At 67.9% G+C, this 24,464-nt stretch carries 22 protein-coding genes; 11 read left to right on the top strand and 11 right to left on the bottom strand.

The window, feature by feature from the left end:
- Window positions 1-3 precede the first annotated feature (3 nt).
- Window positions 4-1,191: a PP2C family protein-serine/threonine phosphatase gene (locus FZ938_RS02375; protein WP_149197076.1), complete on the top strand. Its 1,188-nt coding sequence runs from the start codon at window positions 4-6 to the stop codon at window positions 1,189-1,191.
- On the opposite strand, the gene FZ938_RS02370 is transcribed toward FZ938_RS02375, so the two are convergent.
- Window positions 1,154-2,074 carry an ATP-binding response regulator gene (locus FZ938_RS02370; protein ID WP_149197075.1) on the bottom strand — a complete coding sequence of 307 codons (921 nt, stop codon included), beginning with the start codon at window positions 2,072-2,074 and terminating at the stop codon, window positions 1,154-1,156. The genes FZ938_RS02375 and FZ938_RS02370 overlap by 38 nt on opposite strands.
- Window positions 2,075-2,206: 132 nt before the next feature.
- Window positions 2,207-5,854, bottom strand: coding sequence for a response regulator (locus FZ938_RS02365; RefSeq protein ID WP_246457440.1), 3,648 nt, complete (start codon window positions 5,852-5,854; stop codon window positions 2,207-2,209).
- 280 nt (window positions 5,855-6,134) lie between these two features.
- On the opposite strand from FZ938_RS02365, the gene FZ938_RS02360 reads away from it, so the two are divergent.
- Complete coding sequence (locus FZ938_RS02360) at window positions 6,135-6,869, top strand: substrate-binding periplasmic protein (protein WP_149197074.1); 735 nt, start codon at window positions 6,135-6,137, stop codon at window positions 6,867-6,869.
- Between the two features lie 82 nt (window positions 6,870-6,951).
- Window positions 6,952-7,578 (top strand): glutathione S-transferase family protein, encoded by a 627-nt coding sequence (locus FZ938_RS02355; protein ID WP_149197073.1) that lies wholly within the window; start codon window positions 6,952-6,954, stop codon window positions 7,576-7,578.
- Window positions 7,579-7,645: 67 nt separating this feature from the next.
- On the opposite strand, the gene FZ938_RS02350 is transcribed toward FZ938_RS02355, so the two are convergent.
- Genes FZ938_RS02350 through FZ938_RS30905 form a run of 3 tightly spaced genes read right to left on the bottom strand, consistent with a single transcriptional unit; the run spans window position 7,646 to window position 9,727 of the window.
- Window positions 7,646-7,972, bottom strand: coding sequence for a DUF1244 domain-containing protein (locus FZ938_RS02350; RefSeq protein WP_149197072.1), 327 nt, complete (start codon window positions 7,970-7,972; stop codon window positions 7,646-7,648).
- Between the two features lie 32 nt (window positions 7,973-8,004).
- Window positions 8,005-9,231 carry a DUF2478 domain-containing protein gene (locus FZ938_RS02345; RefSeq protein ID WP_149197071.1) on the bottom strand — a complete coding sequence of 409 codons (1,227 nt, stop codon included), beginning with the start codon at window positions 9,229-9,231 and terminating at the stop codon, window positions 8,005-8,007.
- 46 nt (window positions 9,232-9,277) lie between these two features.
- Complete coding sequence (locus FZ938_RS30905; protein WP_246457885.1) at window positions 9,278-9,727, bottom strand: sulfurtransferase TusA family protein; 450 nt, start codon at window positions 9,725-9,727, stop codon at window positions 9,278-9,280.
- Here FZ938_RS30905 and FZ938_RS02335 point away from each other — a divergent pair.
- Both FZ938_RS02335 and FZ938_RS02330 read left to right on the top strand, forming a co-directional pair.
- A complete protein-coding gene (locus tag FZ938_RS02335; protein WP_149197070.1) occupies window positions 9,690-10,712 on the top strand; it encodes an SDR family oxidoreductase in 1,023 nt (340 codons plus the stop codon). The genes FZ938_RS30905 and FZ938_RS02335 overlap by 38 nt on opposite strands.
- Window positions 10,713-10,816: 104 nt before the next feature.
- Window positions 10,817-12,067 carry an Hsp70 family protein gene (locus tag FZ938_RS02330; protein WP_149197069.1) on the top strand — a complete coding sequence of 417 codons (1,251 nt, stop codon included), beginning with the start codon at window positions 10,817-10,819 and terminating at the stop codon, window positions 12,065-12,067.
- Window positions 12,068-12,106: 39 nt separating this feature from the next.
- On the opposite strand, the gene apbC is transcribed toward FZ938_RS02330, so the two are convergent.
- Window positions 12,107-13,261 carry an iron-sulfur cluster carrier protein ApbC gene (gene apbC / locus FZ938_RS02325; protein WP_149197068.1) on the bottom strand — a complete coding sequence of 385 codons (1,155 nt, stop codon included), beginning with the start codon at window positions 13,259-13,261 and terminating at the stop codon, window positions 12,107-12,109.
- Window positions 13,262-13,433: 172 nt separating this feature from the next.
- Between apbC and hflK the strand changes: the two genes are divergently transcribed.
- From hflK to FZ938_RS02310, 3 genes are all read left to right on the top strand, one after another.
- Window positions 13,434-14,687 (top strand): FtsH protease activity modulator HflK, encoded by a 1,254-nt coding sequence (gene hflK, locus FZ938_RS02320; protein WP_149197067.1) that lies wholly within the window; start codon window positions 13,434-13,436, stop codon window positions 14,685-14,687.
- Window positions 14,688-14,700: 13 nt separating this feature from the next.
- Window positions 14,701-15,636, top strand: coding sequence for a protease modulator HflC (hflC, locus tag FZ938_RS02315; RefSeq protein ID WP_149197066.1), 936 nt, complete (start codon window positions 14,701-14,703; stop codon window positions 15,634-15,636).
- 203 nt (window positions 15,637-15,839) lie between these two features.
- Window positions 15,840-17,492, top strand: a complete 1,653-nt coding sequence (locus FZ938_RS02310; RefSeq protein WP_246457439.1) for a DegQ family serine endoprotease — start codon at window positions 15,840-15,842, stop codon at window positions 17,490-17,492.
- 113 nt (window positions 17,493-17,605) lie between these two features.
- On the opposite strand, the gene FZ938_RS02305 is transcribed toward FZ938_RS02310, so the two are convergent.
- Window positions 17,606-17,833, bottom strand: a complete 228-nt coding sequence (locus FZ938_RS02305) for a hypothetical protein (RefSeq protein ID WP_149197065.1) — start codon at window positions 17,831-17,833, stop codon at window positions 17,606-17,608.
- Between the two features lie 473 nt (window positions 17,834-18,306).
- On the opposite strand from FZ938_RS02305, the gene FZ938_RS02300 reads away from it, so the two are divergent.
- Window positions 18,307-18,996, top strand: a complete 690-nt coding sequence (locus FZ938_RS02300) for a LuxR C-terminal-related transcriptional regulator (protein WP_149197064.1) — start codon at window positions 18,307-18,309, stop codon at window positions 18,994-18,996.
- Window positions 18,997-19,127: 131 nt separating this feature from the next.
- Here the strand turns inward: FZ938_RS02300 and FZ938_RS02295 are convergent, their stop codons facing one another.
- Together FZ938_RS02295 and FZ938_RS02290 are read right to left on the bottom strand one after the other, a co-directional pair.
- Window positions 19,128-20,438 (bottom strand): ATP-binding protein, encoded by a 1,311-nt coding sequence (locus FZ938_RS02295; RefSeq protein ID WP_246457883.1) that lies wholly within the window; start codon window positions 20,436-20,438, stop codon window positions 19,128-19,130.
- Between the two features lie 72 nt (window positions 20,439-20,510).
- Window positions 20,511-21,212 carry a response regulator gene (locus tag FZ938_RS02290; protein ID WP_109074764.1) on the bottom strand — a complete coding sequence of 234 codons (702 nt, stop codon included), beginning with the start codon at window positions 21,210-21,212 and terminating at the stop codon, window positions 20,511-20,513.
- Between the two features lie 168 nt (window positions 21,213-21,380).
- On the opposite strand from FZ938_RS02290, the gene FZ938_RS02285 reads away from it, so the two are divergent.
- Window positions 21,381-21,656 carry a hypothetical protein gene (locus FZ938_RS02285; protein ID WP_246457438.1) on the top strand — a complete coding sequence of 92 codons (276 nt, stop codon included), beginning with the start codon at window positions 21,381-21,383 and terminating at the stop codon, window positions 21,654-21,656.
- Between the two features lie 35 nt (window positions 21,657-21,691).
- Here FZ938_RS02285 and FZ938_RS02280 read toward each other — a convergent pair whose 3' ends face one another.
- On the bottom strand, window positions 21,692-22,204 hold the full coding sequence (locus FZ938_RS02280) for a MarR family winged helix-turn-helix transcriptional regulator (protein ID WP_149197063.1): 513 nt from the start codon (window positions 22,202-22,204) through the stop codon (window positions 21,692-21,694).
- A 113-nt stretch (window positions 22,205-22,317) separates the two neighbouring features.
- Window positions 22,318-23,274 (bottom strand): iron exporter MbfA, encoded by a 957-nt coding sequence (gene mbfA, locus FZ938_RS02275; protein ID WP_149197062.1) that lies wholly within the window; start codon window positions 23,272-23,274, stop codon window positions 22,318-22,320.
- A 280-nt stretch (window positions 23,275-23,554) separates the two neighbouring features.
- Here mbfA and tpiA point away from each other — a divergent pair, with 280 nt between their 5' ends.
- Entirely contained in the window at window positions 23,555-24,310 is a 756-nt protein-coding gene (gene tpiA, locus FZ938_RS02270) for a triose-phosphate isomerase (RefSeq protein WP_149197061.1), read from the top strand.
- The last annotated feature ends 154 nt before the right edge of the window (window positions 24,311-24,464 follow it).

Here is a 24,464-nt window from a genome sequence, read left to right as displayed (position 1 = left end):
CCGGTGAGCGGCGGCCCGCCCGTCTTGATCGGCCATCCGCGTCCCCATGCCGCCGGGCCGTTGCGCGATGTCCTGGGCCGGTTGGGGGTTCGCGACGTCACGGTGGTCGACGGCGGCGGGCTGGCCGGGGCACTGGCGGCCGGGGCGCCGCAGATGCTGCTTCTGCATGCCGGCCTGCCGGGATTTGGGCCGCAGCTGATGGCGGAACTGCGGACAGAGGCACATCTGCGCGACCTGCCGATCCTCGCGCTCGGCCGCTTCCCCGGCGGGCGGGCGCGGGCGGAGCTGCTGCGGTCGGGCGCGACCGATCTGTTGGCGCGTCCGCTGACTTTGGCGGAACTGTCGGCCCGCCTGTCGCCGCATCTGGAAAACCGCCGGCTCGACCGCTCGCTGCAGGAGGTGATCCGCAGCCTGCGCAACCACCACAGCGACGCCGTGCAGCGGATGGCGCTGGCGCGCGACATGCAGTTGGACCTGCTGCCCGATGCCACGCTCTGCCGGTCGCTGGAGCGGCGCTATGGCATCGCGCTGGACAGTCATTTCGAATCAAGCTCGGAGCTTGGCGGCGACCTGTGGGGCGCGCGGCCGATCGACGATCGGCGCTTTGCGCTGTTCCTGTGCGATTTCACCGGCCATGGCGTGGCGGCGGCGCTGAACACCTTCCGGCTGCATGCGCTGCTCGCCCGCAGCGATCTGCCGGCCGACGACCCGGCCGAGACGCTGCGGGTCCTGAACGGCCTGCTGGTCGGGCTGCTGCCGGAGACGCAGTTCGCTGCGATGTTCTATGCCGTGGTGGATGTCGCCGCCGACCGGCTGGTCTATGCCACGGCCGCCGCGCCGAAGCCGCTGGTTCGCCGCCCCGATGGCGGGCTGGATGTGGGGCCGAGCTGCGGCCTGCCGCTGGGCGTCGCGGCCGAGGCGCGCTACCGCAACCAATGCCTGGACTTTCCGCCGGGCTCCGCCCTGGTCCTGTTCAGCGATGCCTTGTACGAGGCGCGCGGCTGGGACGGGCGGATGTTCGGCTATGGCGGTGTGACCGATCTGGTGCGCGGCCTGGAGGATGACGCGCCGGACCGGCCGCTGCGCTGCCTGCTCGACCGCTATTTCACGGCAATGCCGCGGCTGCTGGCCGACGACCTGACGGTGCTGTGGGTCAGTCGGACAGGCCGTCCGACGCCCGGTCCAGATTGACGATGCCGACCACCCGGTTGCCGTTGCCGACATAGGTCAACTGGTCGAATCCGACCATGCGGGCCAGCGCGATCCCGCGGCCATGGGTGGCGTTCGATTGGGAGGCATCGACCGACAGGTAACGGTTGAAGTCGAAACCCGCCCCCATGTCGGTCACGGTGAAGATCACGCGGCTGTCGCTGCGCTCCACATGCACGGTGGCGTATTTGTCGCGATGCTCGGCCGACGCCAGCCGCGCCTCGATCTCGCGCGCCAGCATGCCGCTGGCCTTCAGCCGGCCCTTCGCCTCGAACCCGATGCCGAGGTTGCCGTGCTCCACCGCATTCACCAGGATCTCCGACAGGCCGAAGGTCAGGCTGTGGGCGGTGGCGGCGACGGACGACAGGGTGATGGCGAGATTCTGTGCCTCCTGCAGGGTGCGGAAGCGGAAACGCCCGTCGCGCAGCAGCCCGATGGCGTCGGAGCGGGAGCGCAGATCGCCCTGCAGGCTTCTCAGCCGCCCGGTCGTCTCCTCCGCCGCACGGACGACGGAGCGCAGCAGCGCACCGTCATAAGGCTTGATGAGGTAGTAGAACACGCCGGCACGGATGGCGGCCGCGATCTCCGAACTGCTGTCGGAGATGGTCTGGACGATGACGGGGATGTCGGCCAGATGCGGTTCCTGCTTCATCCGTTCGTACAGTTCCAGCCCGTCGCCGTCGGCGAGCCGCCGGTCGAGCAGAACGACATGGATCGCTGACCCGCTGGAGGACAGGATTTCCCACGCCTGCGCCTTGGTCTCGGCCTCCAGCGTGCGGTAGCCGATGCGGGAGAGATAGCCGGCAACGATGGCGCGGGTCATTTCCTCGTCATCGACGACCAGAGCGGTGACGGCATCGGCCATGGTCGGCGTCTACTCCAACGGTTCGGGGAGCGGGATCGTAAAATCCGCGGCATTTTACTGAAACTGACGCTATTGCACAATCACCGGCGGCACTGCGTCGCAGCATGGGCGCCCGGCGACCCGGTCGGGGGCTCAGCCGACGGATGCCTCCAGTGCCGCCGCGGCCTTCCGTGCGGCGGACAGCTCTGCGGCGACCTGTTCGCCGGCGGTGGCGGTCAGGGCGTCAAGGTCGCGGTTGCGGGCCGCGGCGACCAGATGATGCGCGGTGGCGGCCAGCCGGTCGAACCCGACATTGGCGGCGGAACCCTTCAGGATATGCGCCTCCCGTTCGATGCCGGCGCAGTCGCCGCGCGCGATGGCGGCACGCAGCAGATCGAGATGCTGCGGGCTGTCGCTGAAGAAGGTTTCCAGCAGCAGCGCGAACCCGTCACCGCCCAACGCGTCGCGCAGCTCATCGATCTTTTCCGCATTGACGGTGGCCGGTTCCGGTTCGGACGGCGGCCGTTGCGGGGCGGGGGCTTGCCCGCCGCTGTCGGCAGCGCCGTCGGCGGCCGGAGCGACGAAACGGGCGATGGTATCCAGCAGCTTTCGGGCATTGATCGGCTTGGACAGATAATCGTCCATGCCGGCTTCCAGACAGATGGCGGCGTCGCCCTGCATGGCGTTGGCGGTCAGCGCCACCACCGGGATGCGCGCGGCGGGGCCGGACAGCCGGCGGATCCGCCGTGTCGCCGTCAGTCCATCCATCACCGGCATCTGCACGTCCATCAGGACGAGGTCGTAGGGCCGGGCCGTCACCGCCTCCACCGCTTCCTCGCCGTTCGACACCGCTTCCGCGCTGTGCCCGGCGCGGCGCAGCAGGGCCAGAGTCAGCTGCTGATTGACCGGATTGTCCTCCGCCACCAGAACGCGGGCGCGCGGCTTCGCCTCCGGCTGCGCGGCGCGCGGGGCGTCGGTCCCGACGACGGTCGACATTTCGGCCGGCCCGCGGATGGGGAGGGACGCGATTTTGGCGGTGGCCGACCCGGCATCCTGGCCGCTTCCCGGAAGCGGATGGGGCCAGGATGCGAGGCTATCCGCAGCCGGTTGCGGTTCCAGCAGCCGGGCGAGGCATTGGCACAACGTGCTGAAGCGGATCGGCTTGGGCAGGTGGGTATCGACCGGCGCCCGATCCGGCTCCTGTCCCTCCAGCCTCTGCGACGAGGCGAGCGCCAGCCGGATGCCGGCCAGTTCGGGAATGGACCGGATGCGCCGGGCCAGTGCGGGACCGGTCAGGCCCGGCATGCGGTGATCGAGGATGGCGGCATCGAAGGGCTTGCCGTTTCGGGCGGCGGCGATCAACCGGTACAGGGCCTGCTCGCCGTTCTCCGCCGTTTCGGTCACGATGCCGAAGCCGTCGAGTTGCCGGGTCAGCAGGTCGCGGTTGACGGCGATGTCGTCGACCAGCAGCAGGCGGCGCCCGGCCCAATCGCCGGCCGGCGTCGGCGGATGGGCGCTTCCCGCGCCGCGCTTCAGCGGGATGGTCACCCAGAAGGTGCTGCCCGATCCCGGCTGGCTGTCCACGCCGATCCGGCCGCCCATCAGTTCCGCCAGCCGCTTGCAGATCGCCAGCCCCAGCCCGGTGCCGCCATGGCGACGGGCGGGCGAGGAATCCACCTGGGTGAACATGGCGAACAGGCGTGGGCGCTCCTCCTCCGGAATGCCGATTCCGGTATCGCGCACCTCGAACCGGACGCAGACGCCGTCGGGTTCGGAACCGGCGGAAGCGGGCTCCTCGCTCAGCAGGATGGTGACGCTGCCGGTATCGGTGAACTTCACGGCGTTGCCGGCGAGGTTCAGCAGGATTTGCCGCAGCCGCCCGGCATCGCCCAGCAGCGGGCCGCGCAGGCCGGGCGGCACGTAGCTGGCGAGGTCCAGCCCCTTGGCCGCGGCGCGCGGCGCCAGGATCTCCGCCACGCTTTCGACCATCGGCACCAGTTCGAACTCGCCGATCTCCAGATCCAAACGGCCGGCATCGATCTTGGAGAAGTCCAGGATGTCGTTGATGATGACCAGAAGCGATTCGGCGGAATCGCGGATCGTCTCGGCATAGGTGCGCTGTTCGGCCTCCATCGGCGTGTCGAGCAGCAGCCCGGCCATACCGATCACGCCGTTCATCGGCGTGCGGATCTCGTGACTCATGGTCGCGAGGAATTCCATCTTGATGCGCTGGCCGTCCTCCGCCCGTTCCTTGGCGTCGCGCAGGGTATGCTCCAGCCGCTTCTCCTCCGTCAGGTCGCGCAGGATCGCGGCATAGAGCGGCCCGGCCCCGGTCCTGACCAGCGCCATCGAATAGGCCAGCGGGAAGCTTTCCGCCTCCCCGCTGCCATTGGGCGCCGACGGCCGCAGGGCGATGGTCTCGCCCCGCGCCGCCCGACCCATGCCGCGGCGGCCCTGTGCGATCTCGTCCATCGCACGGGCGGCATTGGTTCGCATGTCCGGCGGCAGCAGATCCAGCACCGACCGTCCGATCAGCCCGCCCGGCGCGCAGCGGAAGATGGCGTGAGCGGCCGGATTGGCCGCCTCGATCACGCCGTCCGGCCTTGCGGTGACGATGCCCTCCGCCGCGGTGTCGACGATGGCGGACAGGCGGGCGTTGGCTTCTTCCAGTTCCTTGCCCTGCCGGCGTTGCGCCGCCAGAGAACGGGCAAGCATCAGCCCGAACATCCCCAGCAGCACGATCATCCCGCCGGACAGCAGGGTCGCCGTCCACAGATTGTCGCGCCACCCGGCCAGCACCGCGTCCTTGCGCACGCTGACCGTCAGGACCAGCGGCCAGACCGGCGTCGTCCGGTAGGCGACGATGCGCGTGTCGGGACTTGCGCCGATATCCGTCCCGGAATGGCGGAACACGCCATATTCGGCCTGCGGCAGATGGCTTCGGAACAGCGGCGTCGCCGCGAAGGAGCGGGCGATCTCCTCCCCGGCCTGCGGCTGGACGGTCAGCAGGGTGCCGTCATAGCGGTACAGCGCGATGCGGTCGCCCACGCCGGTGACGCTGCCGCCGACTTGGCCACCGACGTGGCCGCCCTGGACCGCGCGGTACAGTCCCTGGAAGTAATCCGGGTTGACGGTGGCGACGACCACCGCCTGCAGCGTGCCGTCGGCGTCGCGCAGGGCGCGGCTCATCGGCAATATCCAGCGTCCCGAGCGCTCGCCCCCGTCGGCGCGGTCGATCAGGCTGCGCCCCGGGCGAGGATCGCCGATCACCAGCCCGCTGCCCTGGCCGGACGTTTGCAGGCGGAAGACGTCCAACTCCGTCAGATAGAGGCCGGCGGGACGCGTCCCCTCGGTGGTTGCGACGATGCGGCCGGTGCGGTCGAGCAGCGTCAGCCCGCGCAGGTGCGGCGAGCGGCGCAACCGGTCGGTCAGCATGGCGGTCGGGTCGGGATCCGTCGCCCCATCCTCGCCGGTCCAGCTTGCGTCGGACAGCGAATCGACGATGGAGGACAGGGTCACGTCCACCGACTGAACCGTGCGGGTGGTCGATACCTCGAGCGCCGCAGCGAGGCTCGACAGACTGGTCTCCGCGGAATCGAGCGCGGCCTGCCTTGCGGCGATCAATTGCTGGCCCTGGATTATCAGCAGGGCGAAGACCGCCAGCAGGGCGAAGGCGATGACGCCGCCCCGCTTTTCGAAGAGACCCTTCAGGTCCGCTTTGGCTGGGGACAGGGACAGGACTGCGTTCCGGACGGTCAGATGTGGTCGAGCGACCCGGCATGTTTCGCGGACCCGACCCACAACCGCCTCCGGATTGCAGTCGAATCAAGGCGCTGGACGTCGGCCGTGGTCGAAGTTTGTGTTCGGGATAATAGCAGGGACAGATGGCGGACGCCAAGCATTCGCTGCCGTCAATGCCCGTGTGATGCTAAGATATCAGCGCCGCTTTGCGGACTTGTGTTTGCGGTGTGAAGAACTGGGGCGGTTGGTTAACGAAAGGTGTGACATGTCGACGCGGGTCTCTTGGGCAATTGGTGCAGCAATTCTGTCGGTTTTATCGGCTTCCATCGCCGAACCGGTCATGGCGGCCGATGGGAAACTTCAGAAAATTGCAGAGCAGAAGCAACTTCGTGTCTGTTCCTGGCCCGATTACTATGCAATCTCGTTCCGGAATCCGCGCACCGGCGCGCTGGAGGGGCTGGATGCGGAACTGGCGCAGGCCTTCGCCGACGATCTGGGCGTGCGGCTGGCCGTGGTGGAGAGCAGCTTTCCCCGCTTCATCGACGATCTCCTGGCCGACCGCTGCGACATCGGCATGTTCGCTATCGGCGCCACCCCGGCGCGGGCGGAGCGCGTCGCCTTCAGCCAGCCCTATCTGCGCAGCGGCATCTATGCGGTGACCACCCAAACCAACGAGGGCATCCGGAAGTGGGAGGATCTCGACCGCGCCGGCAACGTCGTCGTGGTGCAGAAGGACACCTACATGGACGGCTACGCCCGCTCCGCCATGAAGGCCGCACGCATCGTTGCCGTCACCCGCCCGCAGGAGCGCGAGGAGGAGGTGCAGTCCGGCCGCGCCGACGCCTTCCTGACCGACTATCCCTATGGGCAGCGCATGCTGGCATTCCACCCCTGGGCGCGGCTGATCGTGCCCGACGTGCCGGTACAGCCGACGCCCTATGCCTACGCGGTGGCGCCGGGCGATGCGGCTTGGCTGGAGCGGGTCAACGCCTTCGTCGCAGCGATCAAGGCCGACGGCCGGCTGGAGACCATCGCCGCCCGCTACAAGCTGACCCCCATCGTGGCGCGGGACTGAGTCGCGTCGGACGAATGCGGCCACGGGACAAATCCGTATTAGGATTGGTGACGTCTTCCAGCAGTCAGCAGGGAAATCGTCGATGATCCTGATCGGACAGTATGACTCGCCCTTCGTACGCCGTGTCGCCGTGGCCCTGCGCCTCTACGACATGGCTTACGAGCACCGACCCTGGTCGGTCTTTTCCGACGCGGCGGAGGTCGCGCGCTTCAACCCGCTGAAACGGGTGCCGACCCTGGTGCTGGACGATGGCGAGGTGCTGATCGAAAGCGGCGCCATCCTCGACCATCTGGACGAGGTCGCCGGGCCGGATCGTGCGCTGATCGCCCGCCAGGGGCCGGACCGTCGCCGGGCGCTGAAGCTCTGCGCGCTTTCGACCGGATTTGCCGACAAGGCAGTAAGCCTCGTCTATGAGCGGGTGCTGCACAAGGAGCGGTCCGACCTGTGGGTGGAGCGCTGCACCGGCCAGATCGGCGCGGTCCTGGATGTGCTGGAGGCCGATCGCGCCGCCGCGTCCGGGCCGTGGTGGTTCGGCGAGCGGATCAATCACGCCGACATCGCCGCCGCCTGCGCCCTGCGCTTCGTCGGCGAGGCCCATCCGCAGGTGTTCGACCGGTCACGCTGGCCGGCGCTCGCCGCCCATTCCGACGCCTGCGAGGCTATGGCGGAGTTCCAGGCGGTGGTGCAGCCCTTTTCGGTGAGCGCCTGAGGCGGTGCCCTCTCCCATTCCCTGCCTCAGCAGCGGAAGGGAGGGGGCGGCAACCCGTCGCGTCACCTCACCGGTGCCCGCTGATCTCCGCGTGCAGCGGCTTGGTGTCCTCGAACGTCTTCTGCTGTTCGGGGGTGGCTTCCTTCTGGTGCTTCTGCTTCCATTCGGAATAGGGCATGCCGTAGACGGCGATGCGTGCATCCTCGTCCGACAACTCCACCCCGCGCTCCCTGGCCGCCGCGGCGTACCATTTGGACAGGCAGTTGCGGCAGAAGCCGGCGAGGTTCATCAGGTCGATGTTCTGCACGTCGGTGCGCTTGCGCAGATGCTCGACCAGGCCGCGGAAGGCGGCGGCTTCCAGTTCTATGCGGGTCTGGTGATCCAGATCGGCCATGGGGTCTCAACTCCTCCGGTTTTCTTGTTCAGTTAAGAATGGGGTGGCCGGTGCAGCGTGACCATCCGGCCATGGGGATGAAAATCGCGCGACCCGCCACCGCCGGCGATGGTGCGCACCACGGCCTCGCGGTCGACGGCGACGAAGCCGGCCAGCGAATGGACGCCGTAGTCAAACAGGCGCGGGGTCATTGGCGTGCCTGGGCCGATCATCGCCACCGTCGCGCCGGCCGAAACCCGCAGCAGGCGGGGCAGGGTACGGTTGGCGAAGGCGGACGCGGTGATGGCCACCGCCTCGGCGCCCGGCAGCAGCCAGTCGCAGGCGGCCTCCGGGTATTCGCCATCCTGCGGGTTCAGGTCGATCACCTTGGCGCGGGGCAGACGGCGGGCAAGCTGGGGGAAGCCGCCGATCACCACCACCCGGCCCTCCACCGAGGCGAACAGGTCGAGCCCGTTGCCGGGCACGCCGGTGACGTCCGGCCGGTTGTAATGCGCGTTCAGCGCCGCGACGCCGACGGCGATCTCCAGCGGATCCCAGGATTGGGCGGCCATGGCGGCCAGATCGCGCAAACCCCGGCCGGCCCAGCGCTGCGGATCGTCCCCGGCCGCCGGCGCCTGCCGTGCGGCGACGCCGAGGCCGTCGGCCGTCTCCACCAGCACCCATTTGTCGCCGGTGACGACGCGGTGCACCTCGGCATCGGCGACGCCCTGGACCAGATCCCGATACATCCGCTGCGGCCCCCACCAGCGCCACAGCGCGTCCGGCACCGGCGACAGCAGGTCGCAGAATCCGCCGGTGGCGGTCTGCCATTCGTTGAGATAGCGGCTGCCGACGCTGGTCAGCACGGGGATGCCTTCGGCGATGGCCGTCAGCATCTCGTCCGACAGGCCGTCGCCGTGCGATTCCAGTCCGGCGAACTTGTTGACCACCAGCAGGTCGACACCCGACGCGACGGCGGTGCGGATCGCCTGGCTGGCCTCGGCCACCCCCGTCGGGTCGACGCGGCAGGACTGCGATTCCCGCCCCAGCTTCTGGGTGATGTCGTAGGCGCGGCCGGTGGCGACATCGACCAGTTCCATCCGCTCGGCGCAGTCGTCGCCCGGCCCGTGGTTGCGCTGCACCAGCCCGCCGACACGAAAGCCGCGCCGTTTCAGTTCCGCCGAAAAGCCGTCCAGCAGCGCATCGACGCCGTAGGAGCCGGGGCCATGGATCACGGCACCGGGGCGCAGCGGCGGCAGGGAGGCGGGGGGAAGCGGCATCGGGATGGACCTTTCGCGGGACGGCGGGCGGGCGGCGACGGGCGCCTCAAACGCCGCGGCGGATGCGGTAGATGAAGACCGTCTTGTGGACCTCGTCCGGCTGGGTCTCGTGCGACAGCAGCGCGTTGTCGGTCGTGTTGCAGAAATGCCGGAAGTCGATGACGGAGGCCGGATCGGTCGCATAGACCACCAGTTCCTCCCCGGTCTCCATCCCGTTCAACAGGGCGCGGGTGCGCAGGATAGGCAACGGGCAATGCAGCCCCTTCACGTCAAGCTCTCTCGCCGGCACCGCGCCCGCTCCACGTTGATTGAGGACGAAATCCTTACCAGACCCGTGACTGTAGCGGGTTCGCGCCCGCTTCTCCAGACCGGCGGCCGAAAGGTCGCATCCGGGATTTTCGCCGACCGGCGCTGTTGTACGGCGCAATCGACGAAATCGGAATGAAAGGACGGCGGTCATGGCGAAGCGTTCCATCGACGACAAGGTGGTGGTCATCACGGGCGCCTCCAGCGGCATCGGTCGGGCGACCGCGCTGGAATTCGCCCGCCAGGGCGCGGCGGTGATCCTTGCCGCCCGGCGGATGGCGGCCCTGCACGAGGTGGCGGAGGAATGCGTCGAGGCCGGCGGCCGGGCCATGGTGGTGCCGACCGACGTGACCGACCAGCGTGCCATGCAGCATCTGGCCGACCGCGCCATCCAGGCGTTCGGCGGCATCGACGTCTGGGTGAACAATGCCGGCGTCATCGCCTTCGGCCGGTTCGAGGACATCCCCGACGAGGTGTTCGAGCAGGTGGTGCGCACCGACTTCTTCGGCATGGTCCATGGCTGCCGCGCCGTGCTGCCCCATTTCCTCGACCGTGGCGAGGGCGTCATCATCAACACCGCGTCGATGGTGTCCAACATCGGCCAGCGCTATGCCACCCCTTACACCGCGGCGAAGTTCGCGGTTCGCGGCTTCTCCGAATCCCTGCGGCAGGAGTTGGTGGACGAGCCGGACATCCATGTCTGCATGGTCATGCCGGCGTCCATCGACACCCCGCTGTGGCAGCATGCCGCCAACTACACCGGCAGGGCCGTGAAGCCGCTGAACCCGATCCATCAGCCGGAGGAGGTCGCCGCCGCCATCCTGTCGCTGGTCCGCAATCCGCAGCGCGAGCTGTTCGTCGGTGCCGAAGGCCGCCTCGCCGCGGTCGGCAACGCCATGGCGCCGCAGATGACCGAACGGGCGCTGGCCCACACCATCGAGCGCGACATGTTCCAGAACCGCTCTGCCCCGGCCACGTCCGGCGGGGTTATGACCGCCATGCCCGAGTATCAGGGCGCCAGCGGCGGCTGGATGGAACGGCGGCAGGAGCACGGCCGGGGCAGGGAGGACGGGCGGGAGCGCACCTTCTCCTGGGCCAACCTGTCCCTGTTCCTGCTGCCGGTGGTGCTGGCGAGCCGTCCGCTGGGTGCCCGGCGGATGCGCCACTCCTGGTGAAATTCAGGCGCGGTGCTTGATCCGGCGCTCGGGAGCCGTTATAGGCTCGCCCCTTTTCCGGTGCGGCGGGTGGCCGCACCGGTCATTCGGGCAGGAGGCGGGACATGACGGCGTGCGGGCTCGATTTCGGCACTTCGAACACGACGCTGGGCGTGCAGGACGCGGACGGCTTCCGGCTGCTGGCGCTGGACGGCACGCGCACGACCCTGCCGACCGCGGTGTTCTTCGACTTCGAGCATGACCGGACCACCATCGGCCAAGCCGCCATCGACGGCTATGTGTCGGGGGTGGAAGGGCGTCTGATGCGCTCCATCAAGTCGATGCTCGGCACCGACCTGATCGACGCCGACACCGCGCTGCGCAAGGGCCGCATCAGCTTCCGCGCGGTGATCGGCACCTTCCTCGATCTGGTGAAGAAGCGGGCGGAGGAGGCGATGGGCGGCGAACTGGGCGACGTGGTCGTCGGCCGCCCGGTCCATTTCGTCGACGGCGACCCGGCCGGCGACGCCGCGGCGGAAGAGACGCTGGGGCAGATCGCGCGGGCCGCCGGATTCCGCAACGTCTCCTTCCAGTTCGAACCCATCGCCGCCGCGCTCGATTACGAGCAGCAGGTCGCGGGGGAGGAACTGGCGCTGATCGCCGACATCGGCGGCGGTACCTCTGACTTCTCCGTCGTGCGGATCGGGCCGGAACGGCGCGGCAAGGCCGACCGGGCCGGCGACATTCTGGCGAATGACGGCATCCGCGTCGGCGGCACCGACTTCGACCGCGACCTCAGCCTCGCCACCGCAATGCCGGAGCTGGGGCTGGGCAGCGCCATGAAGCGCGCAGGGTTGCTGGCGCCACGCAGCATCTATTTCGATCTGGCGACCTGGGCGAAGATCAACTTCCTCTACACCGCCAAGGCGATGGCCGAATTGGAGCGCCTGCAGCGCGATTCCGCCGAGCCCGAGAAGATCGAGCGCCTGATCGGCGTGGTCGAGCACCGCCAGGGCCACGCGCTGGCGATGGCGGTGGAGCGGACCAAGATCGCCCTGTCCGACCATGAGACGGCGCAGCTGGCGCTCGATTGGGGTGACGGGGATCTGGCGCTGGCGGTGGACCGGGATGCGCTGAACCGCGCCACCGGATCGCTGGCCGCCCGCATCGGATCGCGCATCCGTGACTGTCTGGCGGACGCCGGAGTGACCGCCGACCGCATCGACGCGGTGTTCCTGACCGGCGGCTCCACCCTGCTGCCCCAGGTCCGCGCCGCGATCCTGGCCGAGGCGCCGGGCGCGCGGGTGGTGGAGGGCAACATCTTCGGCTCCGTCGGCCTGGGGCTGACGGTGGAGGCGCTGCGGCGGTATGGGTAAGGGGGACGGGGGTGGGATGTCATACCCACCCCCAAGCGACTACTGCACCACGATGCGCGGCGCGGCACGGCCGCCGGTGCCGCCGCCGATCTTCTCCCACAGGCGGGTGGCGATGCGGCGATAGGCCTGGGCGTGCTCGGAGTCGGGCTGCGACACCACGATCGGCTGGCCCTGGTCGGAGGTCTCGCGGATCGACAGGTGCAGCGGGATCTCGCCCAGGAACTCCATGCCGAGATCGTCGGCCTCCTTGCGGGCGCCGCCGTGGCTGAAGATTTCGGTGCGGTGGCCGCAGTTGGGGCAGCAGAAATAGCTCATGTTCTCGATGATGCCCAACACCGGGACATCGACGCGGCGGAACATGTTCAGGCCCTTGCGGGCATCCAGCAGGGCGATGTCCTGCGGGGTCGAGACGATCACCGCGCCGGCCAGCGGCACCTGCTGGGCCATGGTCAGCTGGGCGTCGCCGGTGCCCGGCGGCATGTCCACCACCAGGATGTCGAGCGTGCCCCAATTCACGTCGCGCAGCATCTGCTGCAGCGCGCTCATCACCATCGGACCGCGCCAGATCATCGGCGTGTCCTCGGCCACCAGGAAGCCCATGGACATCACCTTGATGCCGTAATTCTCCATCGGCTCCAGGCGCTTGCCGTCGGGGCTGTTGGGGCGGCCGGAGATGCCCATCATCCGCGGCATCGACGGGCCGTAGATGTCGGCGTCGAGCAGACCGACCTTCAGGCCGTTGGCGGCCAGCGCCAGCGCGAGGTTGGCGGACGTGGTCGATTTGCCGACACCGCCCTTGCCGGAGGCCACCGCGACGATGGCCTTCACGCCGGGGACAAGCGGCTTTTGCGGATCACCCTGCGGCGCACCGCCATGTGAATGTCCGTGAGAGTGACCATGCCCCGCATGCGAATGCCCCTGTTGCGGCGCACCCTGGGGCGCGGCGCGATGGGCGGTCAGCACCGCGGTGACCGACAGGACGCCGGGCAGGGCGTCGACCGCCTTCTCCGCCGCGTGGCGCAGGGGTTCGGCCTGGGCGCCGCGTTTCGGGTCGACTTCGATGGAAAAAGCGACATGGCCGTCGCGCACCACGAGGCCCGACAACATGCCCAAACTGACGATGTCGCCGCCCCGGTCCGGGTCGATGACGGTCTTCAGCGCCTGCATGACTTGAGCTTCGCTGATCTGCGCCATGGTTGAAAACTCCGCTGTCTTCCCGATATTGGCGGATATCCGTTGGTGGAATCCTTGCCGAAGGGTAAGGGGGACTATAGGACCGACGGACGAGATCGGTAAAGGGATGCGCGGGGCTTAAGCCATTGCGCTTCCACATGATGGGACGAATCGCAGAGGGGGACACAGTCGGATGCCGTGGAACAATCAAGGTGGGGGCGGCGGTGGCGGTCCCTGGGGTCCCCCGCCGGGCAACAACGGCCCGGGCAACCCGTGGGGGCGTCCCCAGGGCGGGGGAAATGGCGGCGGTGGCGGTGGCCCGCAGCCTCCCGACCTTGAGGATCTCCTGCGCCGCAGCCAGGATCGTCTGCGCCGCGCCATGCCCGGCGGCTTCGGCAGCGGCCGTGGCGTCGCGCTGGTCGCGGGCGTGCTCGGCCTGATCTGGCTTGCCAGCGGCATCTACCGCGTCGAGGCGGACGAGCAGGGCGTGGTCATGCGCTTCGGCCAATGGGTGCGCACGGAGCAGCCCGGCCTGCGCTACCGCCTGCCGTCGCCGATCGAAACGGTGCTGTTGCCCAAGGTGACGCGCGTCAACCGGATCGAGGTCGGTTACCGCTCCTCCGTCGGCGGCGGCCGCACCGACCGCGACGTGCCGGACGAGTCGCTGATGCTGACCGGCGACGAGAACATCATCGACATCGACTTCACGGTGTTCTGGGTCATCAAGGACGCCGGCAACTTCCTGTTCAAGATTCGCGAGCCGGAAGTGACGGTGAAGAAGGCCGCCGAAAGTGCCATGCGCGAGGTCATCGGCCGCACCGACCTGCAGCCTGCACTGACCGAGGCCCGCCAGCAGATCGAAACCTCGACCCGCCAGCTGCTCCAGACCATGCTGGACGAGTATCAGGCCGGCATCGAGATCACCCAGGTCCAGCTGCAGAAGGCCGATCCGCCGCAGCCGGTCATCGACGCCTTCAACGACGTGCAGCGTGCCCGCGCCGACCGCGAACGCGCCCGCAACGAGGCGGAAGCCTACCGCAACGACATCATCCCGCGCGCCCGCGGCGAGGCGGAGCGGCTGGTGCAGGAGGCCTCGGCCTACCGCGAGCAGGTGGTCAGCCTGGCGCAGGGTGATGCCGACCGCTTCCGCAAGGTGTACGAGGCCTATGCGCTGAACAAGGACGTCACCGCCAAGCGCATGTATCTGGAAACCATGGAGGAAATCTTCCGCGGCCGGAACAAGATCATCGTCGACGGATCGGCGCAGAACGTCGTTCCCTATCTTCCGTTGAATCAGCTCGTCCCGCACGCGGTGCCCGCGCCGCAGCAGCAGGCGCCGCGCCAGTCGCAGCCGAACCAGAGCGGCAGCCAGGGCGGCGCACGGTCCGGCACGCAGACGCAGCCGCTGTCCTCGCTGCCCCAGAATCCGTCAATGTCCGGCCAGTGAGGAGGATCGCATCATGAAACGCACCCTCGCCATCGCCGGCATCGCCATCGTGGCACTCGGCGTCGTCGCGTCCTCCGCCCTGTTCACCGTCAACGAGGCCCAGCAGGCGCTGGTCCTGCAGTTCGGCGAACCCCGCCGGGTGATCCAGGATCCGGGGCTCAAATTCAAGATCCCCTTCATCCAGGAAGTCCGGCTGCTCGACCGCCGTGTGCTCGACCTCGACCCGCCGGTGGAGCAGGTCATCCTGGCCGACCAGAAGCGCCTGGACGTCGATGCCTTCGCCCGCTACCGCATCCACGATCCGCTGCGCTTCTACCAGACCGCCGGGACCGAGGCGGTGGCCGAAACGCGCCTGAACTCCATCGTCAACTCCGCGCTCCGTCGTGTGCTCGGCAATGTCACGGTGCTGGCCGTCCTGTCGGACGAACGCGCCCGGATCATGACCGACATCAAGGGGCAGGTGAACGACGAGGCCAAGCGCTTCGGCATCGAGATCGTCGACGTCCGCATCCGCCGCGCCGACCTGCCGGAGGAGACCAGCCAGTCGATCTTCGCCCGCATGCGCTCCGAACGCGAACGCGAAGCGTCGGAGGCCCGCGCCCAGGGTCAGGAACAGTCGCAGCAGATCAAGTCGCGCGCCGAACGCGAGCGTACGGTCATCATCGCGGAGGCCCAGCGCGATGCGCAGATCCTGCGCGGCGAAGGCGACAACACCGCGCTGAAGCTGATCGCCGAGGCAACGTCGCAGGACCCCGGCTTCTATGGCTTCTACCGGTCGCTCGAAGCCTACCGGAAGTCGCTGAACGGCAACGACACCACCATGGTGCTGTCGCCGAACGGGGAGTTCTTCCGCTACTTCAGCGGTCCGGGTCCGCAGGCGGGCGGTGGTCCGGCCGCCAATGCGGCTCAGGCTCCGGCCCCCGCGCCGGCCCCCGTGCCGGCGCAGTAAGCCCCCGCAACGCGGGATCGACGCGCTCTTGCGGCCGGGTCGGGGTCATCCCCGATCCGGCCGCAGGCATGTTCGGCAAGCCTGTATCCACGGCAGGCGGTCCGCAGCATTGTTTCAATGGAAATCCGAAGGCTTAAGATTTCCACTGGTGCCGACTGGACCGGCACGCCATCTTGCGGCCATACTCGTGGCCCAACACATATATGGCCCAGAACCGGGCGGCCGCTCCCGCCCACGGAATCGGCCGGACGTCTGGTAGGGAGAGCACGTTGATTCGCATACCCAACTTCGAACCCGCCACGCGCGGCGCCGTGGCCGAAGCCCGGCCTCGCAAGGCGGGCGTCCGGCCGCTGGTCGCCGCCATCGTCTGGGGCATGACCTCGGTCATGGCCGGCGGTGCCGTCATCGGCGCGCTCGCCGGTGCCGCCCCCGCCCAAGCCCAGGCGGCGACACCGCCCCGCAACGCGCCCGGAAGCTTCGCGGATCTTGCGGAAAAGCTGCTGCCGGCGGTCGTCAACATCTCCACCAGCCAGAACGCGCCGCAGCGTCCGCAGGGCCAGCGGCCGGAGATCCCGCAATTCCCGCCGGGTTCGCCCTTCGAGGATTTCTTCCGCGACTTCTTCGACCGCCAGCAGCAGCAGGACCAGCCGCAGCGCAAGGCGACCTCGCTGGGCTCCGGCTTCGTCATCGACGCCAAGAACGGCTACGTGGTCACCAACAACCATGTCGTTCAGGACGCCGACGAGATCACCGTCATCCTGCAGGACGACACCAACATCAAGGCGGAGCTGGTCGGCAAGGACAGCAAGACCGACCTCGCGCTGCTGAAGATCAAGACCAGCCACCCGCTGGTCGCCGTTCCCTTCGGCGACAGCGACGCCATGCGCGTCGGCGACTGGGTGCTGGCCATCGGCAACCCGTTCGGTCTGGGCGGTTCGGTCACCGCCGGCATCATCTCGGCGCGCCAGCGCAACATCGACGCCGGCCCATATGACGATTTCCTGCAGACCGACGCCTCGATCAACCGCGGCAATTCCGGCGGCCCGATGTTCAACCTGAACGGCGAAGTCATCGGCATCAACACCGCGATCTTCTCACCGTCGGGCGGGTCGGTCGGCATCGGCTTCGCCATCCCCTCCAACCTCGCCAAGCAGGTCGTGGCGCAGCTGAAGGAATACGGCAAGACCCGCCGCGGTTGGCTGGGGGTGCGCATCCAGGCGGTGACGCCGGAGATCGCCGAGAGCCTTGGGCTGCCCAACCACAAGGGCGCGCTGGTCGCCTCCGTCACGCCGGAAGGTCCGGCCGCCAAGGGCGGCATCCAGGCCGGCGACGTGGTGACCAAGTTCGACGGCAAGGAAATCGACGAGATGCGCCGTCTGCCGCGCGTCGTCGCCGAGACCGGCATCGACAAGGCCGTTCCGGTCGAGGTGTGGCGCAAGGGCAAGTCGCAGACCGTCCAGGTCAAGGTCGGCGAACTGGAAGCCGCGGAAGAGCAGGGTCTGCTCGCCGCCGGTCCGGATGAGAAGCAGCAGCCGAAGGACAAGGCCCCGGCCCAGAAGCCGACCGAAACGCTCGGCATGAAGCTGACCGCCATCACGCCGGAGCTGCGCCAGCAGTACGAGATCAAGCCCGACATGAAGGGCGTGGTCATCACCGAGGTGGCCGGCAACTCCACCGCGGCGGAAAAGGGCCTGCGCGCGGGCGACGTCATCATCGAGGTCGGCCAGGAAGAGGTCCGCAAGCCCGAGGACGTGACCGCCAAGGTCCAGAAGGCCAAGGAGCAGAGCAAGAAGTCCGTCCTGCTTCTGGTCGACCGCAAGGGCGACCTGCGCTTCGTGGCGATCCCGCTGAGCTGATCGGCCGCGGCGAAGGAAAAACGCTTCCGAACAAGGGCGTCGGCGGGAAACCGCCGGCGCCCTTTCTTATTGGGGCGGTAAGGAGTTGGGGGCGAGGACGCGGCTGAGCGGTGCTATGTCCGGTCCAGCAGCATCGCCAGGGCCACCGCGCCGGCCAGCAGTGCGCACAGGGCGGCGACGATGGCGAGGCTGCGCAGGAACTGACGGAACTCACCCTGCTTCCACGCACTGCGCCCCAGAAGCGCCAGATAGCCCGCCATGGCGGCGACGATGATCTGCCAGCCCATCCCGTCCTCGTCCTGTACCCGCCCCGGGCGGCGGAAGCCGGCAGAAATGCGCATGGGCGGCCAGGGCCGGTCAAGCGGTACGACCATGGCCGCAGCCGCGTCTATATCGAAAGTGTAGCCTCTCCATTCGGGTTATCTGTTGGCATCACTACGTCGGCGGCTGCGAATGCAACTTCGTGTGAGAAAATTGTGCCCTTCCTCGCTTAAGAGAGGCCGGCTTACGCAAATAAGTGGTGGTTAACAAAACAGTTAACGCCTTCGAGCGCGTCAATGTTCGCTACTGTGATATCTTTGGAACCGGCAATCTTGGAGAGGCTTTGCGCATATGCCCAATGCGTTCTTCTTTTAACTCCGGAGAGTGGTACCGTAGGACACGACACGGGGGTAACCTCCCCCTAAATAACGGCCTGCCGAAGCTATCCAGGGGTAATCGCCGAATCGCCAATGCGTCGGGACCTTCCTCTGTACGACGGCCTCCACCCTGGCCACGACGTCATGACGATCGACCAAAATTGCGGGAGCGGACGATGGACTCAGTGCGCGCTTTTCTTATCGACTCGAACAAACTGTTTCGCGAGGGGCTGAAGCGCCTTCTCGAAGATTCGCCTTTCCAGATCGCTGCCGAGGCGGGAAACCTGCGGGAGGCGCTGGGGTCGGTTGAAAGCGGCTTGCGGCCTCAGCTTGTTCTTCTGGATCTGCAGAATGGCGGCGACGAGGAAGCCGACGGGATGCGCCGCCTGCGCGCCCTGCTTCCGGAAACCCGCATGGTCATCCTGACCAGCGACCTGTGCACCCGCCGCCTTGCCAATGCGCTGGAAGCCGGTGCCGACGGCTACCTGATGAAGGATCTGTCGTCCGACGCGCTGGCCCAGTCGCTGAAGCTGGTGATGATGGGCGAGAAGGTGTTCCCGACCCATCTGGCGGCGCTGCTGATCTCCGGCCGCGTCAACGGCAACGGCACCGAGATGCCGGTGTCGCGCAAGGGCCTGTCGCAGCGCGAGGTGCAGATCCTGCGCTGCCTGCTGAACGGCGACAGCAACAAGATGATCGCCAACCACCTGAACATCACGGAAGCCACCGTGAAGGTTCACCTGAAGAGCCTGCTGCGCAAGATCAACGCCTCCAACCGCACCCAGGCCGCCATCTGGGCGCTGAATAACGGCATCGGCGGTGAACTGGCCGGCGCCAACGTGGTCGCGGCGGCGGCGAATCAGTAAAGACACACCCGTCCATTGCCCCCATCCCCACCTTGCCTGTCCGCAGGGAAGGTGGGATGAGGCCGTTGCTGCATGACATGAATTGCCCGCCTGAATGAAGGCGGGCTTTTTCATGGAATCACGTCATTGGATCATACCGGCAGCCGGATCACCGCGCGCAGGCCGCCATAGGGGCTGTCGTCCAGCGTTATGTCGCCGCCGTGGCCGCGCGCCACATCCCGCGCGATGGTCAGCCCGAGGCCGGACCCGCCGGTGTCGAGATTGCGGCTGCTGTCGACGCGGAAGAAGGGCTTGAAAACGTCGTCGCGCAGATAGGCGGGGATGCCCGGTCCATCGTCGTCCACCGTGATCTCGATCACGCCGTCCTTGCGCTCGGCCTTGACCCAGGCGGTGCCGGCATGGCGGCCGGCATTGACCAGCAGGTTGGCGATGCAGCGGCGGACCGCGTTGGGGCGCAGCGGCAGGGTCAGACCCTCCGGTGCGGTCAGCGTCACCTCGGTGCCCTCGCGGCGGGCGCCGGCGGCGACCTCGTTCAGCAGGCGGGTCAGGTCGGTCGGCTGCACCGCCTCCGTCCCCTCGCCGCGGGCGAAGGCGAGATAGCCTTCGATCATCTCCTCCATCTCGGCGACGTCGGCCTTCAGCTCCTCCACTTCGGGGTCGAGGTCGGGATCCTCGATCATGTCGAGCGCCAGCTTCATCCGGTTCAGCGGCGTGCGCAGGTCGTGGCTGACGCCCGCCAGCATCTCGGTGCGCTGGTTGATCTGGCGCTGGATGCGTTCGCGCATCAGCAGGAAGGCGGAGGCCGCCTGCCGCACCTCGGTCGCGCCCTCCATCTTGAAGTTGGAGACGTCACGGCCCTTGCCGAGCGCGTCGGCGGCGATGGCCAGCCGCTTGATCGGCCGGATCTGGTTGCGCATGAACAGGATGGCGACCGCGAACAGAACGATGGCCGACCCGACCATCCACAGGATGAAGATATAGCTGGTCGGCGTGAACAGCCGGCGTTCCGGCGACATCACCGACAGCACGCCGTCGGCCATCTGCACCCGGATCTCGTACCATTCATGGGCGACGCGGGTGTTGATGGTGAAGGGGCGGCCGACCCGCTCGTCCAACGCCTTGCCCAGCGTGCGTTCCAGCAGGCCACTCAGCTCTCGGCGCTGGTCCGGCAGGGTCTGGTCCGGCTCCACGGTGACGATCAGGTCCGTGGTGCGGGCGGCGGTGGCCAGCGTCCAGTCGCGGCCGTCCTGCGACGGGTCGCGCTCCAGCATGGCGATGACGGTGGCGATATCGCCGGCGACCGCATAGGCCAGCCGGTTGGTCACCGTGTCCCAATGGCGGTCGTAGAAGATCCAGGTCGCCACCGCCTGGGCGAGGATCACCGGCGTGACGATGATCAGCAGCGACCTGCCGAACAGGGTGCGCGGCAGGAAGCGCTTCAGGAACGGCGTACGCCGCCGCCGCCCGGCCGGCCGCCGCGCCGTCGGCGCCGGCCCGTCCGCTGCCGGTGGCGGTCACGGATCCGGCCTCAGCACATAGCCCTCGCCGCGGACGGTGTGGAGATAGCGCGGCTCGCGCGGGTCGGCCTCGATCTTCCGGCGCAGGCGGGTCACCTGGACATCGACGGTACGGGCGTTGCCGGCGACCTTGCTGCGTTCGGTCAGTTCGTCACGGGTGAAGGTCACGCCGGGGGAGGCGGCGAGGATGCGCAGCAGGCTGGCCTCGGCCGTGGTCAGGCGGATCACCTCGTCGCCGTGGCGAAGCTCGTCGCGGTCGGGCAGATAGATGAGCGGACCCAGCCGAACGGGAACCGCCGGCGGGGCTGCCGGCTCCGGCGGGCGCGTCGCCTGCCGGCGCAGGATGGAGTTGATGCGCAGCAGCAGTTCGCGCGGATTGAAGGGCTTGGCGAGATAATCGTCGGCCCCCGCCTCCAGTCCGGCGATGCGGTCGTCCGGCTCGTCGCGGGCGGTCAGCAGCAGGATCGGCAGGTCGCGCTCGCGCCGCAGCGATTCGGTCAGCGACAGCCCGGACTCGCCCGGCATCATGATGTCGAGCACCAGCAGGTCGAAGGCGAGCCCGCCCAGCTGCGCCCGCGCGTCGGCGGCGTCGCGGGCCGTGCTGACCAGAAAGCCGTTGCCGGCGAGATACTTGCGCAGAAGTTCGCGCAGGCGGGTGTCGTCGTCGACGACCAGGATATGAGGCTGATCTTCGGTCATGACAGGACTATAACGCGGGTCCCCGCAATCGACATAGAGGCGCCATGCGGGACATACCTAGGGTATGCATGGCGGGCAGGCGTGTAAGCGTTTGGCCGTTTCGGCCTCGATCCGTGTTATCCTCCATATGTCCTCTACGAGGGCCGAGAGACACGAGGAGCGATCACGATGGCCGACCACCACAGGTCCAACGACCCCCGGGACCTGGACGCCCAAGACCTCGCCGATATGACCCGCGCCTTCCTCGCGAAGGGTGGGAACATCGTCCAATGCCCGCCGGGCGCCTCCGAGAACGTGGTTTACCGCAAGGGCGGCTTCCGCCGCCGCAATCCCAACGAGGCAAAGGCGGCCGCTGAAAAGCCGGCTGACGGCGCAACCGATGGCAAGCCGGCGGAAACCCAATCCGCAACGCCGGTGGAGACTACCGAATCGAAGACCGGCTGATCCGGTCCAGCGTTTCCAGACTTAGGTTTCCAGACTTAGCGTTTGACGGCAAGACGGGCGGGGGGAACGGGCGGAGCGAATTTCGCCCGGTCCTCCTCGTCCAGCATGCCCATCATTACCTTGCGGAATCCCTCCACCGCCTCGGCCCCCGCCATACGATAGGCGCGGGCGATGCGCTGACGCTGGGTTTCCGACAGCTGGCGCTCCAGCTCCACGCCCTTTTCCGTCAGCTCCAGCAGCCGTTGCCGCCGGTCGCGGGCGCCGGTCTGCTGGTCGATGAAGCCCTGGCGCACCAGTTCGCCCAGCACGCGCGACAGGCTCTGCTTGGTGATCTTCAGGATCGCCAGCAGTTCCGACACGGTGATCTTGGGATAGCGGCCGACGAAGTAGATCACGCGGTGATGCGCGCGGCCGAAGCCGATTTCCCCCAGAATTTCATCCGGTTCGGCGGTGAATTCGCGGTAGGCGTAGAAAAGCAGCTCCATCCCGGTACGGAGTTCCTCCTCGCGGAGGAAGAGCTGGTTCACGCCCGCTTTAAGGTCAGCCATGGCACGCGGTTGGTTCGATTTGTTCTAATTAGGACAGCAAGTCAGACATAAACAATCGTGCGCTCGGTTACAAGAACAAGCTCATTCCCGCAAACGGCTTTTCTCGCCGTCGCTCAGGCACTGCCGATCAGGATGCCGGTGGCGAAAACCAGCAGCCCGCCGACCACAACCTGGAAGGCGGCGGACAGCAGCGGCGTGTCCATATAGCGGTTGCGGATCCAGGCGATGATGGCCAGTTCGACCACCACCACGGCGCCGGCGATGGCGGTCGCGGTCCAGAAATGCGGAATCAGATAGGGCAGGGCGTGGCCCAGCCCGCCCAGCGTGGTCATGGCGCCGCAGACCAGCCCGCGCAACCAGGGACTGCCGCGCCCGGTCAGCGACCCGTTGTCGGACAGCGCCTCGGCGAAGCCCATCGAGATGCCGGCGCCGATCGAGGCGGCCAGACCGACCAGGAAGGTCTCATGGCTGTCCTGGGTGGCGAACGCGGCGGCGAACAGCGGGGCCAGGGTGGACACCGACCCGTCCATCAGCCCGGCCAGACCCGGCTGCACGACCTGCAGCAGGAACAGGCGGCGTTCCGATTCGTGTTCCTGCTCCCGAACTTCCGGCGAGACGTATTTCGCCTCCAGCCGTTCGGCCTTGGCCTCGTGCCGCCGCTCCTCCTCGGCGAGATCGCCCAGCAGCTGGCGGATGGCGGCATCCTGCGACCGCTGGGCGGCGCGGGTGTAGAAGCGCTTGGTCTCCGCCTCCATCAGTTCGGCCTGACGCCTCACGGTGTCGAGGCCCAGCGGCCGGGTCAGCCAGACCGGCTTGCGCTCCACGAATCCCTTCACGTCCTGGCGGCGGATCAGCGGGATGTGGTCGCCGAAGCGCGCGCGGAACAGCTCCAGCAGCCGGTGCCGGTGACCGTCCTCCTCCGAAGACATGGCGCTGAACAGTTTGGCCGTGTCGGGATAATTGTCGGAGAGGGCGTGGGCGAACTCGTCATAGATGCGGCTGTCCTCCTCCTCCAGCGCGATGGCGAGCGCCAGCAGCTCCTTTTCCGTCAGGTCCGAGAAGTTCTTCATAGGGGTCAGGCCTTCGCCACGGGGGAATGGTGCGTTGCGAATGATGCTATTCCGTAAAAGGGCATCTGCAACATGGCACTTCGTCTGGTCCGGCTCCGCCGTGGGTCCGACGGGCCTCCGCCTGGGGACTGCTACAAGATGTCTCTTATGGCTTTCGGGGGGCGTTGTGCCGGTCGGGTGAGTGGAAATTCCGCGGCGGGCTTGCTATGGGCTTGGGTTACGAGAGGCCAAGAACGTTCCACAAGTTCCCATATAAAGCCGAGACAAGAAGGAAACGACCATGACCGCCAACCGGAAGCTGATCGCCGGAAACTGGAAGATGAACGGGTTGAAGGCCGACGGGCTGGATCTCGCCTCCGACCTCGCCGGTCGGCTGAAGGGCGCCGGTCCGGTCGTTTTCGACATGCTGGTCTGCCCGCCCTTCCCGTTGCTGTTTCCGGTGGGCGAGGCGATCGCCGACAGCCCGCTGGCGCTGGGCGGTCAGGACTGTGCGCCCAAGACGTCCGGCGCCCACACCGGCGACGTGGCGCCGACCATGCTGAAGGATGCCGGCTGCCGCTTCGTCATCCTCGGCCATTCGGAGCGCCGCGCCGACCATGGCGAGAGCGATGCCATGGTCAACGCCAAGGCGGTGGCCGCCCACAAGGAGGGTCTGGTCGCCATCATCTGCGTCGGCGAGACCGAGGCGCAGCGCGACGCCGGCCAGGCGAACGCCGTGGTGTCGGGCCAGCTTGCCGGCTCCATCCCGGCCGGCGCGACGGCGGAGAACACCGTCATCGCATATGAGCCGGTCTGGGCCATCGGCACCGGGAAGACCGCGACTCCGGACGACGTGAAGGCGATGCATGCCCACATCCGCGCCGAGCTGAACGGCAAGATCGCCGAATCCGCGAAGGTCCGCATCCTCTATGGCGGCTCGGTCAAGCCGAACAACGCGGCCGAACTGATGGCGGTGGAGAATGTCGACGGCGCGCTGGTCGGCGGTGCGGCCCTGAAGGCCGACGATTTCTGGGCCATCGCCACCGCCTGCCGCTGATACGCCGCGCTGGTGTCAGCCATGCCGCCAATGGATATGCCCTGGGTATTTTGGCGCTGGCATATCCCGCGGCGGCGCGGTACAAACAATGGGCGCGCGCCACGGGCCCTTAAGACGGCCTGTGGCGCGCTATTCGATTTTTGGGATGGGCGTG

It is taken from the genome of Azospirillum oryzae (genome assembly GCF_008364795.1).
GTDB classification, from domain to species: Bacteria; Pseudomonadota; Alphaproteobacteria; order Azospirillales; family Azospirillaceae; genus Azospirillum; species Azospirillum oryzae.
Note: the sequence above shows the minus strand (reverse complement) of the source record. Positions and strands in the feature narration are given on the sequence as shown.